This window comes from Stutzerimonas stutzeri (assembly GCF_038561965.1).
Taxonomy (GTDB): domain Bacteria; phylum Pseudomonadota; class Gammaproteobacteria; order Pseudomonadales; family Pseudomonadaceae; genus Stutzerimonas; species Stutzerimonas stutzeri_AA.
On record NZ_CP139348.1, the window covers coordinates 145,289 to 161,473 of the forward strand.

Sequence of the window (16,185 nt, forward strand, 5' to 3'; positions counted from 1 at the left end):
CTCGAAGCGCGGAATGATTCAGAGAAATATCGGGGCGGGCTGCGATTGGCTGAGGTGAGCCGCCTAAAATGCCGGCTCCAGGCCATGGCTTCGCAGGATGCGGGCGACTGTGCCATCGCCGACCAGCCCCTCCAATGCCTCATTGAAGCGCTGGAACTCACCCACGCTCACGGCTTCACGAGAAAGCCCGATGCCATAGGAAACCGCCTGCAGTTCGCCTGCCTCGTGGATATCCGTCAGCTGCTCATGTTCGATCAGATGCCAGGCGACATCCTGGTTGACCACCGCCACACCCTGCTCGCCGAAGCGCTTGGCCTGCAGCATGCGCATCAGCCGGCGGTTATCGGACTCCAGGATCAGCTGTACATCGGTCACCCTGGTCAGGTGTTGACCGAGCACGAACGAGGTGCCGGATGGCCCATAGACCGCTACCGTTCGACCGGCCAGATCCTGCGGATGGTGAAACACGAAACGGTTGGCGGTGCGGGCGTACACACCGTAGCGCGAAGTCACCAGCATGCGGGTGAGATGGAACGCCTGCTCGCGCTCCGGCGAGCGGATCACTGTGAAGATGCCCTGGGCTTCACCGGCCTCGGCCAGCGCCAATGCGCGACGCCAGGGCAGTAGTTGCACCGGGCAGTCGATCTGCAGCTTCGCGCACACGGCCGCGACAATTTCGACAAAGGGGCCGGCAACGATGTCGTCGTCGGTGCTCGTCTGGGCATAGGTGAATGGAGGGAAGTCTTCGGTCACGAATTGCAGCTGTTCGGCGTGGCTATCGCTGATCGCCAAGGCGAACGCGAGCGACGTCGCGATCCGGAATAAAGGCATGGCTGTCGCTCCAGGCAATTGGCGTCGCTGCCGTCGCGTTTGTCCGTAGCGTGCAGGCTAACGTGTTGTCGCTAGCGGCGCGACCGCGTTGGGCAGTCAATTCGCGGTCGCTGCGTTACGGCGGGGGCCGCGCGACTGTGCGCGGAACTACGAGTCGAGTCGAGCCGTGGCCGTGCCGGCCCGTCAGGGCTTTCTCACACGGCGATGGCGCGCCTGCCAAAGCAGTCTTACCACCGCGCAGTGCGTTGGAAGCAGGCCGCAGGGTCGATGTAACGCGCTACAACCTTAGAAACTGAGCTGATAGCCGAGGGTGAGGGTCCGTCCACGGCCATTGAACACCCGCCCATCGCGGGTGATCTTCGTGCCCGTGTTGGCCGCCTGCGAGTAGTAGGTCAGATAGTCTTCGTTGAACAGATTCTCGATTCCAAGACTGGCCTCACCGACTGGAAGGCGATAGCCCAGAGAGGCGTCGACAAGGGTGTAACCGTCGAACTCCAGCCCAGGCGTATCAAAATCGCGACTGGCGTAGTGGTTGGCCTGCAGCAGGCTGTGCAGCTTGCCGCTCCAGTTTGCCTGCCAGCTAATGCCGTAACGATCCGGCGCGATATTCGCGCCATCGAGGTCCGTGTCGACCTTGCCGTCGCCGTTGGTATCGGACTGGCCGTTGACCTGGGCGTACATCACCTTCAGGCGATGCGCCTTGTTCACCTGCCAGCCGCCGGTGAGCTCGATACCATCGATCTCGGTGCGCTCGCGGCGAACCTGATAGACCCCGCCGACGCTATTCAGACGCGAGCCGAGATCCGCGTTGGATTCGTAATAGCTGAGCTCCGCATCGAATGGCCCGTGATTCAGACGCAAGCCGATTTCGCGGTTCTCGGTTACGACCGGCTGCAGGTCGAGGAAGCTGTCTACGCTGGTATTCGGCTCGCTGATTCCACGCAGCACGCGGCCGACATCCGGCATGCCGAAGCCTTCGGAATAGTTGGCAAACAGCTGTACCCAGTCGGCCATCTGCCATACCACGCCGGCGTTGTAGAGCGTTTCCTCGAATGTCGGGTTACCGCCTTCGACGTTTACGCCACCCAGCCCGGGATTGGTGGACGCGATGGTCTTGAAGCTGTCCACGTCCAGGTCGGCGAACTCGTGCCGCACGCCGGCATGCAACGTAAGTTGATCGAGCACACGGATCTCTGCCTGGAGGAATGGGGCGTAGTTGCGAAATACCGTTTCCGGCACCCATTCCCTGTCGGTGAGGATCAGTTGCTGGCTGGTGGTGTCCTGCAGCACGTCGAGGCCGCCGGTGAGCATCAGGCGGTTGTCGAGCATGCCGTCGCGGCTGATCGTCAGCTTGCCGCCGATCTTGTCCGACTCATTTTGCGACTGATCGAAGAGCGTCCCCGCTGGCGCGATGCTGGGGTCTTGGAAGCTGTCGTTGGTACCGCCGCCGAAGCGGCCGCGGAATCGCTGCGTATACAGTTGCAGCCCCAGCTCATTGCCGTACAGGTCGGCGTGTTTGTACGACAGGCTGGTGGCCAGCACCTCGTTCTGCGGTGCCTTGCCCTGCGGACTGCCTTTGCGCGACGTAGCGGGTATCTCGGCGTCGGCATCGCCGGGGACGTTGACGTATTCATGCTCGCCCTCCACCTGGTAGCGATTGACCATCAGGCCGATGTTCTGATTGTCGTCTAGCCAGTACCCGAGCTTGAGCAGCAGGTCGGTGCTGGTCGAGTCCATTACGTCGCCCTGGGTGTCATCCACGCCGATCAGGTCGCCGTTGGCGTCGTAAAACATGCCTTGGCTCTGCCAGCTTGCGGCGGCAAGGTAATCGAAATCGCCTTGAGTGCCCTCGACACGATAATCCAGCTTGTAGCCCAGCCCTTCGGATTCATATCTGCCCGGTGCGGTGAAACTGACCCCCGTGTGCTGGCGCAACGCTCCACTGGCTGGGCGGCGGGTGACATAGTTGATGATCCCGCCGGTCGCACCCAGGCCGTGTTCGGCGCTGGCGCCATGAATCACCTCGATACGTTCGACCATCGACAGGTCGATGACATAGCCGTCGCGCTGACTGTCGCGTAGCGGCGTCGACTGCGGTACGCCATCGATCAAGATCAACGCTGAGCGACCCCGAAAGGTTTCACCTGCGCTGCTCATCTTCTGCCGGCTCGGCGAATAGGAAGGAATCAGATTGCTCAGGATCGCGCCATGGTCCGCGGTGATCGCCAGCTGCTGTTCGATTTGCTCGCGGTCGATCACGGTGATCTTCTGCGGAGTCTTGCCTGCTTCGCTTCTGGCCCGCGTTGCACTGATGGTGACCGTTTCAAGCTCCGTCGCCTCATCTGCCGCGACGGCCAGCGAAGACCCGAGTGAAAGAGATGCAAGCGAGATGGACAGGCACAGACTGGTTCTGCAAAGCACGTGGAACTCCCTGAGTTGGATTTATAAAGGGAGCGTGAATGTAAGCTAAATGCGAATCTATTTCATTACTATCTGATAGTCAGCGATAAACACTGCTGGTGCCAGGGCACTGTTTGCGGCCGATCTGGAATTGTCAGGTCCGAGCAGGCTCGTGGCAGGTGCCACCAACTAGCGGCTACTGCGCATGTTCTTGCGCCATTCCCATGGAGGCTGCTGCTCGGACTTGTGTAACGACCACAGGCCGCGCTTGAACTCGCGCGCGACGGCTTCCAGGTCAAGCAGCGTGCGGTCTTTCAAATGGCCGCGGTACGCCCAGGCTGCGCCCGTTCTGACCATCTCCGAGTTCACGTCGACATTGGCGACCTTGACCCGCGCCAGGGTCCTGCCAAGCTCATCGCGGCCCTGGACCGTTAGCTCGACGTTCTTGCCGAAGACGTAGCTGGAGAGTGTCTGTCGAGCTTGACTGCCGTAAGGCTGCCTCAGCTCCGGCGTGTCGATCTCGGCCAGCCTGATCCGGATCCGGTCGCCTTCGACGGTCCGGCAGCTGAACGAGTTGCCATCAGCGATGCCGATCACCCGGCACTCGAACGATTCGGCAGAGGCAGGCAGGGCAGTGACGAGCAGGACGGCAAGTAGGTAGCGGAGCATGACGGCATTCGTGCAATTCGGGGCGGGCGAGGGTAACAGGCTGGTCGCGAACCGAATCTGAGCCAGGTCTCAGATGGTCTGGCTTGCGTTGGCGAACTGGCGGCTGGTCGTGGACGCTGGATGGATTACACCGAGCCGCAGGGCGGCTTAGCTGTCGTTCTGCGCCTCGGACTGGAGAGTGGGGCTGAGCGTGCACCATGGCTCGCGGGGGAAGGGCTTATCAGCCAGCTATACGTTGAGCCGCCACAGGGGGAGTAGCTAGCAGACGCTGCCGATGCCGATTTAAATGTTTCTTCGACGCCTGGTGCCGACGGCAGCCGCTCGCGCCCGCCATGCAGTTGCAAACGCGGTGTTGTGAGTCGCTCAGTACGCGGCTTCGAGTTTATGGCGGCGCAGAATTGCCGGCACCGTGCCATCCCCTATAGCCGCGTCCAGCGCCTGTTCGAAGGCTTCGAACTGTGCCGCGCTCACTGTTTTGCGGGAGAGGCCGATGCCGTAGCTGATCGGGCCCAATTCCCCAGCCTCGCGTATGCCCTTGAGACGTTCGTCCTCGATCAGGTGCCAGGCGACATCCTGATTGAGCACCGCCACGCCTTCCACCCCAAAGCGGCCGGATTGCAACATGCGCAAGAGTCGGCGGTTGTCGGCGGTGAGGTGAAAACGCACGTCAGGCACCGACTTGAGGCGTTCGGACAGTACGTAGGAGGTTCCGGATGGCCCATAGACGCCAACCCGCCGGCCCGTCATATCGTTGGGATGGTTGAAGACAAAGCTGCTGTCAGTCTGGGCGAACACGCTGTAGCGGGAAGTGACCAGCATTCGGCTGATGTGGAATACCTGCTCGCGCTGCGGTGAGCGGGTCAGCGTGAAGATGCCATCGACCTGGCCCTGCTCCGCTAGGCGAAATGCTCGCCGCCAGGGATACAAGGTGATCGTGCATTGGTGCTGCAAGCGCGCGCAGATCGCATGCACCACCTCGACAAACGGGCCGGCCGCGGCAACGCCTGCAGTTTCGCTAACTGGGGTGTCAGCCGGATAGGTGAACGGGGGGAAGTCTTCGGTTACGAAACGCCACTGTGCCGCACCGGCCGGGGTGGTGGCCGACAACAGCCATATCAGCAGAATCGAGAAAATCCCATGCACCGTTCGGCTCCTTGCGCTGCGCGGCGTTCCTTTGCAGTTCGATGCCGCTGGGGCATCGTGCTCAAGCCCGCCCCGTAAGCATCAGCCTAGCGCAAAACCAAGTCAGAGCGTCGAGGTGATTGAGGTGCAATCCGCTGCGAGCGGTGTGGGTGCTGGAGTTGCGGCTCTCGCACGCGGCGTGGCGCGGGTATCGATCCTAATCCGATCTAGGCAGCGAGGAGCTGAAGATGACGCGAGATTGCAGGCCTGGCTGCCGCGCACTTGCGCATGCGTGAGCACACGAGCTTGAGCTGTTCCGCACAGGTCCCGCTGGATCATAGCGGGCCGCTGGCACAAATCGCAGGCAATAAAAAACCCCAAGGAGGTTAATTTCGCTTGGGGTTTCTCGGTATTAGTGGTGCCCAGGGACGGAATCGAACCGCCGACACGGGGATTTTCAATCCCCTGCTCTACCGACTGAGCTACCTGGGCAACGGGGCGCTATTAGACGGATTTGGCTTTTGCCTGTCAAGCGTGGTCCGGAAAAATATTTAATCCGGACGGGCGCTTAGCGCAATCCAGGGTCATTCGCTCGGCGGAACGTAGCCTTCGGCCTTGGCGTAATCCTCGCCGGAGAAGAACTTGTCCATCTCGCCCTGGAGGAACTTGCGGTCTTCGGCGTTCATCATGTTCAGCCGGCGCTCGTTGATCAGCATCGTCTGGTGCTTCTGCCAATCATCCCAGGCCTGCTTGGAGATGTTGTTGTAGATGTCCTCGCCTTTCGGGCCTGGAAACGGCGGGCGCTCGAGGCCGGGGAGTTCTTCGTTGTACTTGCGGCAGTTCACGGTGCGGGTCATGGATTTTCTCCTGCATGCAATTCAGCGGCGGCGCGCTTGAGCAGTGTCTTTACCGGCGCGGCAAGGCCGAGGCGCGGCGGGGTGGCGAGGTTATACCAGAGCCAGTCGGCCTCGGCCACGGCGTCGGGCGCGGACTTGACCCTGATCAGCCAGGGCTCGATGGCCAGCTGGAAGTGGCTGAAGGTGTGGGTCAGCCCTGGCAGCTCACGGCGTTCCTCCAGCTGCAGGGCGTGACGCTCGGCCAGCGGATCGAGCGCGGCGAGGTCGTCCAGTTCAGGCAGGCTCCATAGCCCGCCCCACAGGCCGGTAGACGGGCGCCGGTAAAGCAGGATGGCGCCGTCGCGATTGGCCAGCAGTGGCATTAGCGTGCGCTTCTGCGGCAGCGCCTTGCGCGGCTTGGGCACTGGGAACTCGGTTTCGCGCCCCAGCAGGTGGGCACGGCAGCCAACCTTGAGCGGGCAGAGCAGGCAGCTTGGCCGGCTGCGGGTGCACAGCGTCGCGCCGAGATCCATCATCGCCTGGGTGTAATGATTGACGCGCTGCTGCGGGGTGAAGCGCTCGGCTACCTCCCACAGCTGGCGAGCGACTTTCGGCTCGCCGGGATAGCCATCCTGGGCGACGTAGCGGGCCAGCACGCGCTTGACGTTGCCGTCGAGGATCGGCGCGCGCAGGCCCAGACTGATGCTGGCGATGGCGCCCGCTGTGGAGCGACCTATGCCAGGAAATTCGGCAAGCTGGTCGACATTCGCCGGGAATATGCCGCGGTGCTCGGCAACGATGAGCTTCGCGGTCTTGTGCAGATTGCGTGCGCGACTGTAGTAGCCGAGGCCGGTCCACAGGTGCAGCACTTCATCTTCCTCGGCGATGGCGAGCGCCTCGACGCTGGGCAGCGCCTCCATGAAGCGGTCGAAGTAACCGAGCACGGTGCTGACCTGAGTCTGCTGCAGCATGATCTCCGACACCCAGACCCGGTACGGCGTGATGTTCTGCTGCCAGGGCAGATCCTTGCGGCCGTGACGGTCGAACCAGTCGAGGACCGCCGCGCCGAATTGCTCCGGACTCATCGCTTGAACAGGCCCTTGAGCGCGTCCTTGAGTTCCGGGCTGACCTTGTCGCCGAGCTTCTCTTCGATCTTCTCGTTGAGCTTCTCGCCCGCTAGCCGTGCGGCGACCTTGCCCAGGGCGTCGTTGTCGAAGCGGCAGGCCTTGGCGCCCAACTCCAGCGGGCCACGGCAGCGCAGCGGCCATTCAATACCGACGTAGCGCTCGTTGACCTGACAGGCCGGGTCCGGCATGGCGCCCTTGTCGCCTTCGATGACGATGCCGACGCGATAGTCCATGCCCAGCACGCGCAGATCGACGTCGCCGTTGCCGTTGACCGTAAGCCCGGGAATGCTGACCTTGAGGTCGGGGTTGCTGGCGACGCCGTTGCGCAGGGTCAGGTTGCCCTTGAGTTCGCGGAACGGCGTGTCCTTGCTGCGTGGGTCGCTGGTGAGCGGTTTGCGATTGAGGGTGGCGATGGCCCGGCACAGCTGCTGCTCGAGGTTGGCATCGACCAGCATGCCGTTATCGATGACGAAGCCGACCTTGCCGTTGAGGTTGTCGATCCAGGCCTTTTCACTGTTGCCCTGGGTACGCAGGTCGGCATCCAGGTTCAACAGGCCCTTGACCACCACTTCCTCGCCCTGGCTTTCCAGCAGGCGTTCGACCGGCACGCCATTGAAGCGGTGCTGCACCGTCAACAGCGGTTGGGGCGGGCGCACGTCGAGGCTGGCGGAGCCATCCAGGCGACCGCCGTACAACCCGGCGCGCATTTCCTGCAGGGTCAGCAGGCCGTTGCGGGTGCGTGCCTTGAGGTTGAAGCCGTCCAGCGGGATTTTCATAGCGGTCAGGCTGCCAACGGCCAGGTTGACCTCGGTGTCGAGCTTGCGCAGCTGGGCCAGCGGCAGCAATGCTGCATCGCTCCAGGCTTGCTGGGTCGGTGCATTGGGCAGGGGCGTGGTGCCGCTGCCGATTGCACTGGCCTGGGTGCTCTTGACCTCGCTCTTGCGCGCCGCCTCGGCCGCCTGCTCCTTGCTCGGCGGCGGCAGGTAGCGGTCGAGGTTGAGGCGATCGCCCTTGAGGTCGACGCGCAACGCCTGGCGGGCGAAGTCGCTGATGGCGAGGCGGCCGGTGAAGGTGCTGTCGTCGAGCTTCAGGGTCAGCTCCTCAAACGCCAGGCTGTTGGCCGTGCCGCTCAGGCGGCTGACCAGCTCGGCCTTGCTCAGCGTTGCGCCATCGGCCATTGCCGGCAGTTTCTGGCCGGTGCCCTGGAGGAATTCGCGCAGGTTGAACTGCGCCACGGTCAGTGCGCCGCTGATCTTCGCTTCCTTGTCCAGATCGCGCGCCTTCAGTTCGCCCAGGCCGCGCAGCTGGTTGGCGGTGAATTTGAGGCTGTTCCATTCGGCAATCTGTGCGGCGAGGTCGACCAGCAGCTGGCCCTGGGCGCTGAAGGTCAGCGTCTGGCCTTGCAGCGGTTCGCCGGAAGCCTCGCCGGACAGGCGCATGTCTTCGAACTGGTAGCGCTTGAGCTGGTTGTCGAAGCGCAGCGCGCCCTGCAGTTCGGTACGCGCACGCATGACCGGCTGATTGCTGCCGAAGAACGCATTGAGCTTGAGCGGAATCGAGCTGCCTTCGCGGATAGCGCCCGTCGTCAGTTCGATGCTCTCGGCGCTGTACTGCTGGCCGGTCTTGGCGTCGTGGTAGGTGACCCGCGCGTCGCTGACGGTGAGGCTATCGATATCCAGCGTCAGCGGCTTGTTGCGCGAAGCTGGCGCTTCATCGGCCTGTTCGGGGCTTGGCTCATTGGCCTTCGGGGTTTGCGCGGATTGCTCTGGCTGTTTGGCTGGCTGACCGACGCCCTCCCAATTGCCGCGACCCTTTTCATCACGGTTCAGCGTCAGGTTGAGGCCGTTCACCTTGATGTCGCTCATCTGCACTTCGCGGCTCAGCAGCGGCATTACCCGCACGGACAGGCCGAGCATGCGCAGGTCGGCGAAAGGCTGCTCGGGCGTCTGTGCACTGGCTAGGGTGGTTTCGTGCAGCTCCAGACCGAGCCAGGGGAACAGGCTCCAGCCGATGTCGCCTTTGATGTCCAGTTCGAGGCCGGCCTTGCTGCGTGCCAGCTCGCGAATTTCGTCCTTGTAGTCGTTGGGATCGAACAGGTGGGTCAGGGCGAAGCCTGCCGCCACCAGGATCAGCAACAGCCCGAGAAAGACCAGACCCAGGATTTTGCCGAGCGATTTCATGGACGAGTCCTTGTAGATGAGCGATCTGAAAAGTGCCGAGTATAGCCCCGTGCCTGCGCTTGTCGGGAACGCGGTCGGCGTTGGAGTGGCATCGAGGGTGCGGGTTCCGCAGGTGCCCGCGGTACAGGCCGGAGCGTCCTGCTGCGGGTTCGGGTGACTGCAGGGAGCAGGGTGGGCTTTAGCCCACCATCGAAACCTAGAGCGGATCGAGCGGCAGATGGGTGCGCGCGGCCAGGGCGCTGGCTTCCAGATGACCGGCGGGGGCTGCGAGGCGCAGCGGCTTGCCGGCTTCGCTGGCCTGGCGCTGGGTTTCTTCCAGTAGCCGGCGGCCGACGCCGCGCTTGCGGGTGAGTTTGCGTACGCACAGGTGCGAAAGGCGCCAGGCATCGTCGCCGCGCTGCAACAGGGCAGCGCCAAGCAGGCGGTCGTTGAAGCGGCCGGCGATCAGGCTGCCATCGGCCAGCGCCGCCTCGATCAGCGCTTCGGCACTGGCATAGGGCGTCAGCAGCCACCCGGGCGCATCGGCATAGATTTTCGCCAGGTCGCTGAGGTCCTGCGAGCTGGGCTGAGTGACAGATTCGACGTAGACGGGCATGGCGACCTTGCGACGGCTGAGCAGAAGTGCCGGCAAGGATACGCCGAACCGCCGTCAGCGCACGAGACGGCGGCGGTTGGCGCGTCCCGTCAGTGCAGGCGATGCCGCTCGTGGAGGAAGCTCAGCACCGCACGGCGATAGTGGTTGTACTCCGGGTCGTCGGCCAGGGCGATGCGGTCGCGCGGGCGCGGCAGCTTCACCTCGAGGATTTCGCCGATGGTTGCCGAGGGGCCGTTGGTCATCATCACGATGCGATCGGAGAGCAGCACGGCTTCATCGACGTCATGGGTGATCATCATCATGGTGTTGCCCAGGTCTTTCTGGATCTTCATCACCTCGTCCTGCAGGTGCGCACGGGTGAGTGCATCCAGCGCGCCGAAGGGCTCGTCGAGCAGCAGCACCTTGGGCTTCATCGCCAGCGCGCGGGCGATGCCGACGCGCTGCTTCATGCCGCCGGAAATTTCCTGCGGATACTTGTTCAGTGCGTGGCTCATGTTCACCAGCGCCAGGTTGTGCTCGATCCACTCGCGCCGTTCGCGCTTGTTCATGCTGCGCTTGAACAGCTTGTTCACCGCCACCTCGACGTTCTCGTAGACGGTCAGCCAGGGCAGCAGCGAGTGGTTCTGGAACACCATGCTGCGATCCGGGCCCGGCCCGCGGACTTCCTTGCCGTCGAGGATCACGCCGCCGAGGCTGGGGTCGAGCAGGCCGGCGACGATGTTCAGCACGGTCGACTTGCCGCAACCGGAGTGACCGATGATGGAGATGAACTCGCCCTTGGCGATGTTCAGGTTGATGTCCTTGAGCACCTGCGAGGCGAGGTTGCCGCGCACGAAACTCTTGTCCAGATGTTCGATGGAGAGATAGCTCATGGCGTTGCTCCTCAGTTGGCCGGAATGCCGCGGGTGATGCGCTGACCGACGAAGGCCACCAGGCGATCAAGCACGAAGCCGATCACGCCGATGTAGACGAGCGCGAGGATGATGTCGCTGATGCGCGAGGCGTTCCACGCATCCCAGATGAAGAAGCCGATGCCGACGCCGCCGATGAGCATTTCCGCGGCGATGATCGCCAGCCACGACAGACCGACGCCGATGCGTAGGCCGGTGAAGATGTACGGCGCGGCGGCCGGCAGCATGATGATCTTGAAGTACTCGAAACCGTTGAGCTGCAGCACCTGGGCGACGTTGCGGTAGTCCTGCGGAATGTTGCGGATGCCCACCGCGGTATTGATGATGATCGGCCAGATCGCGGTGATGAAGATGACGAACAGCGCTGAGGGGTGGCTGTCCTGGAAGCCCGCCAGCGAGAGCGGCAGCCAGGCCAGCGGCGGCACCGTGCGCAGGACCTGGAAAATCGGATCGAGGCCGCGCATGGCCCAGTCGGACTGGCCGATCAGCACGCCGAGGCCGACGCCGGCGACCACCGCCAGCAGGTAACCGACCGCAACCCGCTGCAGGCTGGCCAGCAGCTGCCAGGCCAGGCCCACGTCGTTGCCACCATTGTCGTAGAACGGATCGATGATCAGCTCCCAGGTTTCGGCGACCACCTGCGAGGGCGGCGGCAGCGCGGCGTCCGCGCCGGAGCAGAGCATTTCCCAGATAATGCCGAGTACCAGCAGGATCACCAGGGGTGGCACCAGCTGCTGCACCGCATAGCGGCCGCTACGCCGAGCCAGCGTGGCGAGCTGCGAAGGGCGGACGATGGATACCGGCTCGGCGCTGGCGGGCTGCAGTTTGACGTTGGCATTCATGGGCTTTTCCTCGCGGGTTGCGGTTATCAGGCCATGGCCTTGATGGTCAGGCTGTCCAGATAGGCTTGCGGGTTCTCGGGATCGAACAGCTTGCCGTCGAAAAATTTCTCGATCCCGCGGGAAGTGGAGGCAGGGATCAGCTCAGCGGGCAGGTTCAGCTCGCCAGCGGCGGCGCGCCAGATGTCCTCGCGGTTGACCTTGGCGATCAGCGCCTGGCTGTCGAAGTCGGTGGGCAGGTAGCCCCAGCGCTTGTTCTCGGTAAGAAACCAGAGGTCATGGCTCTGGAACGGGTAGGAGGCGTGGTCGTCCCAGTAGCGCATCTGCTCGGGATGGTTCTCGATGACCTTGCCGGTGCCGTAGGCGAAGTTGCCCTTCATGCGGTCGACGATGTCCTTGTAGGGCGCGCCGATCCACTTGCGCTGCGAGCAGATCTTCGCCACTTCCTCTTTGTTCTCCGGCTTCTCGCAGAACTGCTGGGCTTCCATGATCGCCATGGTCAGCGCCTTGGCCGCGTTGGGGTTGGCCGCCACGTAGTCGCTGCGCAGGGCGAAGGCCTTTTCCGGGTGGTTGTGCCACAGCTCGCCGGTGGTGTTGGCGGTGTAGCCGATCTTCTGGTTGATCAGCTGGGCGTTCCACGGCTCGCAGACGCAGAAGGTATCCATGCTGCCGACCTTCATGTTGGCAACCATCTGCGCCGGCGGCACGACGATGGTGTTGATATCGGCATTCGGGTCGATGCCACCTGCCGCCAGCCAGTAGCGCATCCACAGGTCATGGGTGCCGCCGGGGAAGGTCATCGCTGCGCTGACTTTCTTGCCGCTGGCCTTCTTCGCTTCCAGCGCGGCCTTGAATGGGGTGCTGTCGAGGCCGATCTTCAAATCGCGATATTCCTCGCCTACCGAAATGCACTGACCGGACAGGTTCAGCCGCGCCAGGATCGACATGGCCACCGGCTGGTTGTTCGGCGTGACGGTGCCGGCGCTGATCAGGTAGGGCATCGGCGTGAGGATGTGCGCGCCGTCGATGCCGTTCTTCGCCGAGCCGAGCACCAGGTTGTCTCGGGTGGTGCCCCAGGACGATTGCTTGAGCACCTCGACTTCGGTCATCCCGTACTTGGCGAAGAAGCCCTTCTCGGCGGCGACGAACAGCGGCGCGGCGTCGGTCAGGGCGATAAAGCCGAGCTTGGCCTTGCTGGTTTCCACGTCTCCGCCCGCCGCCCAGGCGGCCGAACGCGTGCCCAGAGACATGCCGCCGAACAGGGCGACGCCGCTGGCGGCGATGATCGAGTGCTTGAGAAAGCTGCGGCGCGAGGCCAGCGTGACGCTGCTGGGCTGATCGTTGTTCGGCTTGTCGGTCATGGTCCGGTTTCCTTTGGGCGAAAAAAAACGGCGCCACACCAACCGGCTTGAGCCGGAGAGCGTGGACACCGTTGTCCTGATGATCAGTTGTGAAAGCCGGCATGAACCAGCCTTGCAGGAGTCATTGCGAAAGCTGTGCCAGAAGTGCTCGCGCGGCGGGTGGCATGCCGTTTCGCGACCTCGAATTGGCTGATGGTCACCGGCAAATCAAGCACTTGCATCGGTCATACGCCTAGCTCTGGTGCAACATTGCGACCGATATCGTTGATATTGACCGCGATTGGCGCGCTGCCAATCGTAGAGGCGGATGCACATTCGAGGGGCAGGCCGGCTGGCAGAGGGTGATGCGTGCCTGTTTTCAGTGCCTGGAGCGCTGGCCCAGGGTGCGGGCCGGGGCGCGCTCGGCGGGCTGTGCCAGTGCCAGCAGGCGCTGGGCGACCTCCTCCAGGCGCAGGCCCTGATTCATTGCTGCCTGGCGCAGCCAGCTATAGGCCTCGGCCTCGGAGAAGCCCTGCTGGCGCATCAGTTGCTGCTTGGCGCGCTCCACCTGCTTGCGCTCGTCCAACGCCTGCCGCGCCTCGCGCAGCTCTTCATTGAGGCCCTGCAGGCGCACGCTCTGCGTCAGCAGCAGCTCCAGCGTGGAGCGCGCCACCATCGCGGTCATGCCGTCCGGCGGTGGCGTGTCGAGATCACTGGCTTGCACGCTGAACAGCTTGGCCTGCTCGGCTGCGGCGTGCATGTCGGCGATGCCGTCGAGCAGCTTGCGATGGCTCTGCAGGTCCTTGCGGATACGCTCGATGCTGTAGCGGCATTGCAGCAGCAGATCCTGCTCGAGGCGCATCTCGACCTGCTTCATCGCGTCGATGCGGTGCGTGTGCAGCTCGAACCAGAGCTCGCAAAGCTGCGCTTCGACCGCCGCGCCCGGGCTGGTTCGGCGCGCGATGTCGCGCAGCCGGCATGCCTGGACGTTGATCTCGCTGGCGCACAGCGACTGCCACAGCCCCTGTGCGGAGTCACTGGCGAAACGATTGAACGTGGCGAAGCAACGCTCCTGGCCTTCGAGCAGGTGTTCCAGGCGCTCCAGCATGTCGGCGCGGAAATAACCGCTGGCGAAGCCAACCACACCGAGCGCGCGCTCCTGACCGGCCAGTTCCTTGCCCTGCATGAAATTGAACAGCGCCACCAGGCACCGGGTGATATCCGGATCGGCAGCGGTGTCGGCCGCCTCGAACACCACCGCCAGCAAGCCACCGATCAGCCGCACCAGCGTCGCCGTGGCGTCCTGCATGCTGATGGCGTGCTCGCGGATGCGCCGCCGCAGCGCGGGCAGCTCGTCGAGGCTGTGTAGTGCGTAGGCGATGCGGGTGAACAGGCGGGTCTTGTCCGCGCTGCTGACGGCATCCAGGTCGATGCGGTCCAGATCCAGCCGCACGTCGCGCTCCAGCGCCTCGGCCTCAAGACTGAGCACGTCCAGCTGCTGGCGCTGATGGGCGGCGTTGCCGCTGAGGTAGATGTTCGAGTAGCCGCGCTCCTTCTGCAGTGCGTGCACCAGCTGGCTGATGCCGGTGACCAGTTCGCAGGTGCGCGCCAGGTCTTCCAGGCCGAGCAGTTCGCTGCGCCGGGACGCCAGCATGAAGCGCAGGGTCGCAGGCATTTTCCGTCCGTGCATGGGCGGCACCTCCGCGGGTAGACGCGCTGGTTCCTGCAAGATGCAGTCCAGCGTGCCCTGCGCGTATCCGCGCTGCGGCGTTTGCGCCTATAATGTGCCCCTTTTCGCCCACGATCAGCGGAGCTGTTGATGTCCGAACGTACGGCTTACGTAGAGCGCAATACCCTGGAAACCCAGGTCAAGGTCACCATCAATCTGGATGGCACCGGCAAGGCGCGCTTCGCCATCGGCGTGCCCTTCCTGGAGCACATGCTCGACCAGATCGCCCGTCACGGGCTGATCGACCTGGATATCGAATGCAACGGTGACCTGCACATCGACGATCACCACACCGTGGAGGACGTCGGCATCACCCTCGGCCAGGCCTTTACCAAGGCCATCGGCGACAAGAAGGGCATGACCCGCTACGGGCATTCCTACGTGCCGCTGGACGAGGCGCTGTCGCGCGTAGTGATCGACTTTTCCGGTCGTCCGGGCCTGCAGATGCACGTGCCCTTCACTCGCGCCATGGTCGGTGGCTTCGACGTCGACCTGTTCCAGGAATTCTTCCAGGGCTTCGTCAACCACGCGCTGGTGAGCCTGCATATCGACAACCTGCGTGGGCAGAACACCCACCACCAGATCGAGACCGTGTTCAAGGCCTTCGGCCGCGCGCTGCGCATGGCCGTCGAGCTGGATCCGCGCATGGCCGGACAGATGCCGTCCACCAAAGGGTGCCTGTAATGCAGACCGTTGCCGTCATCGACTACGGCATGGGCAATCTGCATTCGGTGGCCAAGGCGCTGGAGCACGTCGGTGCTGGTCGTGTGCTGATTACCAGCGATGCGCAGGTCATCCGTGAAGCCGACCGCGTGGTGTTTCCCGGCGTCGGCGCGATTCGCGACTGCATGGCGGAGATTCGCCGGTTGGGCTTCGACGAGCTGGTCCGCGAAGTCAGCCAGGACCGCCCGTTCCTCGGCATCTGCGTCGGCATGCAGGCGCTGATGGAGCACAGCGAGGAGAACGACGGCGTCGACTGCATCGGCCTGTTCCCCGGCCAGGTACGCTTCTTCGGCAAGGACCTGCACGAGGACGGCGAGCACCTGAAGGTGCCGCACATGGGCTGGAACGAGGTCAAGCAGGTGGTCGACCATCCGCTCTGGCACGCGATTCCGGACAATGGCCGCTTCTATTTCGTGCACAGCTACTACATCGAGGCCGGCAACCCGCGGCAGGTGGTCGGTCGCGGCCACTACGGCAACGATTTCGCCGCCGCGCTGGCCGATGGCTCGCGCTTCGCCGTGCAGTTCCACCCGGAGAAGAGCCACACCCACGGCCTGCAGTTGCTGCAGAACTTCGCCGCCTGGGATGGCCGCTGGTAAATGAGCCGGGCCAAGCTCAAACCGCCGGTCCTGACGCTGGATGCCGCTCAGGAGCAGGCTGCGCAGCAGGTCATCAAGCGTTTTCTGGAGGATCGCTTCGAACTTGAGCTCGGCTCGTTCGAGGCGCAGGAAGTGCTTGATCTGTTCGCCCGTGAAATCGCGCCGCTGTATTACAACAAGGCGATCTTCGACGTGCAGACGCACCTGAAGGAAAGGTTCGAAAGCATCGAAAGCGACTTGTGGGCACTCGAGAAGAGCTGACCCTTAACCGACATTTGATTTGA

The 16,185-nt window shown here is 63.5% G+C and carries 15 protein-coding genes and 1 tRNA gene; 3 read left to right on the top strand and 13 right to left on the bottom strand.

The annotated features are described in order from the left end of the window. Positions 1-63: 63 nt before the first annotated feature. The 13 genes from SM130_RS00615 to SM130_RS00675 all read right to left on the bottom strand — a co-directional run bounded on the left by SM130_RS00615 (position 64) and on the right by SM130_RS00675 (position 14,540). On the bottom strand, positions 64-831 hold the full coding sequence (locus tag SM130_RS00615) for a substrate-binding periplasmic protein (protein WP_102823920.1): 768 nt from the start codon (positions 829-831) through the stop codon (positions 64-66). 285 nt (positions 832-1,116) lie between these two features. Further along, positions 1,117-3,252: a TonB-dependent receptor gene (locus SM130_RS00620; protein ID WP_102823921.1), complete on the bottom strand. Its 2,136-nt coding sequence runs from the start codon at positions 3,250-3,252 to the stop codon at positions 1,117-1,119. A 168-nt stretch (positions 3,253-3,420) separates the two neighbouring features. After that, on the bottom strand, positions 3,421-3,900 hold the full coding sequence (locus SM130_RS00625) for a thermonuclease family protein (protein ID WP_102823922.1): 480 nt from the start codon (positions 3,898-3,900) through the stop codon (positions 3,421-3,423). Positions 3,901-4,263: 363 nt separating this feature from the next. Continuing rightward, on the bottom strand, positions 4,264-5,043 hold the full coding sequence (locus SM130_RS00630; protein WP_102823923.1) for a substrate-binding periplasmic protein: 780 nt from the start codon (positions 5,041-5,043) through the stop codon (positions 4,264-4,266). 395 nt (positions 5,044-5,438) lie between these two features. Further along, a tRNA-Phe gene (locus tag SM130_RS00635) sits at positions 5,439-5,514 on the bottom strand. Positions 5,515-5,606: 92 nt separating this feature from the next. After that, on the bottom strand, positions 5,607-5,879 hold the full coding sequence (locus SM130_RS00640; RefSeq protein ID WP_102823924.1) for an oxidative damage protection protein: 273 nt from the start codon (positions 5,877-5,879) through the stop codon (positions 5,607-5,609). Continuing rightward, positions 5,876-6,943 carry an A/G-specific adenine glycosylase gene (gene mutY / locus SM130_RS00645; RefSeq protein ID WP_102823925.1) on the bottom strand — a complete coding sequence of 356 codons (1,068 nt, stop codon included), beginning with the start codon at positions 6,941-6,943 and terminating at the stop codon, positions 5,876-5,878. Before mutY ends, SM130_RS00640 begins: the two co-directional genes overlap by 4 nt. Continuing rightward, a complete protein-coding gene (locus tag SM130_RS00650) occupies positions 6,940-9,165 on the bottom strand; it encodes an AsmA family protein (RefSeq protein WP_102823926.1) in 2,226 nt (741 codons plus the stop codon). The genes mutY and SM130_RS00650 overlap by 4 nt, the downstream gene beginning before the upstream one ends. Before the next feature lie 196 nt (positions 9,166-9,361). Continuing rightward, positions 9,362-9,760 (bottom strand): aspartate 1-decarboxylase autocleavage activator PanM, encoded by a 399-nt coding sequence (gene panM, locus SM130_RS00655; RefSeq protein WP_102824606.1) that lies wholly within the window; start codon positions 9,758-9,760, stop codon positions 9,362-9,364. A gap of 89 nt (positions 9,761-9,849) precedes the next feature. After that, positions 9,850-10,632: an ABC transporter ATP-binding protein gene (locus SM130_RS00660; RefSeq protein WP_038655938.1), complete on the bottom strand. Its 783-nt coding sequence runs from the start codon at positions 10,630-10,632 to the stop codon at positions 9,850-9,852. 11 nt (positions 10,633-10,643) lie between these two features. After that, complete coding sequence (gene ntrB, locus SM130_RS00665; RefSeq protein ID WP_102823927.1) at positions 10,644-11,513, bottom strand: nitrate ABC transporter permease; 870 nt, start codon at positions 11,511-11,513, stop codon at positions 10,644-10,646. Positions 11,514-11,539: 26 nt separating this feature from the next. Continuing rightward, positions 11,540-12,871, bottom strand: coding sequence for a CmpA/NrtA family ABC transporter substrate-binding protein (locus SM130_RS00670; RefSeq protein WP_102823928.1), 1,332 nt, complete (start codon positions 12,869-12,871; stop codon positions 11,540-11,542). 358 nt (positions 12,872-13,229) lie between these two features. Then, entirely contained in the window at positions 13,230-14,540 is a 1,311-nt protein-coding gene (locus SM130_RS00675) for a nitrate regulatory protein (RefSeq protein ID WP_102823929.1), read from the bottom strand. A 129-nt stretch (positions 14,541-14,669) separates the two neighbouring features. Between SM130_RS00675 and hisB the strand changes: the two genes are divergently transcribed. The 3 genes from hisB to SM130_RS00690 are packed head-to-tail and all read left to right on the top strand — an operon-like array spanning position 14,670 to position 16,162. Beyond that, positions 14,670-15,263 (top strand): imidazoleglycerol-phosphate dehydratase HisB, encoded by a 594-nt coding sequence (gene hisB, locus SM130_RS00680; RefSeq protein WP_102823930.1) that lies wholly within the window; start codon positions 14,670-14,672, stop codon positions 15,261-15,263. Beyond that, positions 15,263-15,901 (top strand): imidazole glycerol phosphate synthase subunit HisH, encoded by a 639-nt coding sequence (hisH, locus tag SM130_RS00685; protein WP_102823931.1) that lies wholly within the window; start codon positions 15,263-15,265, stop codon positions 15,899-15,901. Before hisB ends, hisH begins: the two co-directional genes overlap by 1 nt. Then, positions 15,902-16,162 (top strand): DUF2164 domain-containing protein, encoded by a 261-nt coding sequence (locus SM130_RS00690; protein WP_102823932.1) that lies wholly within the window; start codon positions 15,902-15,904, stop codon positions 16,160-16,162. Positions 16,163-16,185 lie beyond the last annotated feature (23 nt).

Coding starts and splice junctions, on each gene's coding strand:
- SM130_RS00670 (WP_102823928.1), bottom strand. CDS start 12,871: ATGACCGACAAGCCGAACAACGATCAGCCCAGCAGCGTCACGCTGGCC.
- panM (WP_102824606.1), bottom strand. CDS start 9,760: ATGCCCGTCTACGTCGAATCTGTCACTCAGCCCAGCTCGCAGGACCTC.
- SM130_RS00640 (WP_102823924.1), bottom strand. CDS start 5,879: ATGACCCGCACCGTGAACTGCCGCAAGTACAACGAAGAACTCCCCGGC.
- SM130_RS00660 (WP_038655938.1), bottom strand. CDS start 10,632: ATGAGCTATCTCTCCATCGAACATCTGGACAAGAGTTTCGTGCGCGGC.
- SM130_RS00625 (WP_102823922.1), bottom strand. CDS start 3,900: ATGCTCCGCTACCTACTTGCCGTCCTGCTCGTCACTGCCCTGCCTGCC.
- mutY (WP_102823925.1), bottom strand. CDS start 6,943: ATGAGTCCGGAGCAATTCGGCGCGGCGGTCCTCGACTGGTTCGACCGT.
- SM130_RS00675 (WP_102823929.1), bottom strand. CDS start 14,540: ATGCACGGACGGAAAATGCCTGCGACCCTGCGCTTCATGCTGGCGTCC.
- hisB (WP_102823930.1), top strand. CDS start 14,670: ATGTCCGAACGTACGGCTTACGTAGAGCGCAATACCCTGGAAACCCAG.
- SM130_RS00690 (WP_102823932.1), top strand. CDS start 15,902: ATGAGCCGGGCCAAGCTCAAACCGCCGGTCCTGACGCTGGATGCCGCT.
- ntrB (WP_102823927.1), bottom strand. CDS start 11,513: ATGAATGCCAACGTCAAACTGCAGCCCGCCAGCGCCGAGCCGGTATCC.
- SM130_RS00650 (WP_102823926.1), bottom strand. CDS start 9,165: ATGAAATCGCTCGGCAAAATCCTGGGTCTGGTCTTTCTCGGGCTGTTG.
- SM130_RS00615 (WP_102823920.1), bottom strand. CDS start 831: ATGCCTTTATTCCGGATCGCGACGTCGCTCGCGTTCGCCTTGGCGATC.
- hisH (WP_102823931.1), top strand. CDS start 15,263: ATGCAGACCGTTGCCGTCATCGACTACGGCATGGGCAATCTGCATTCG.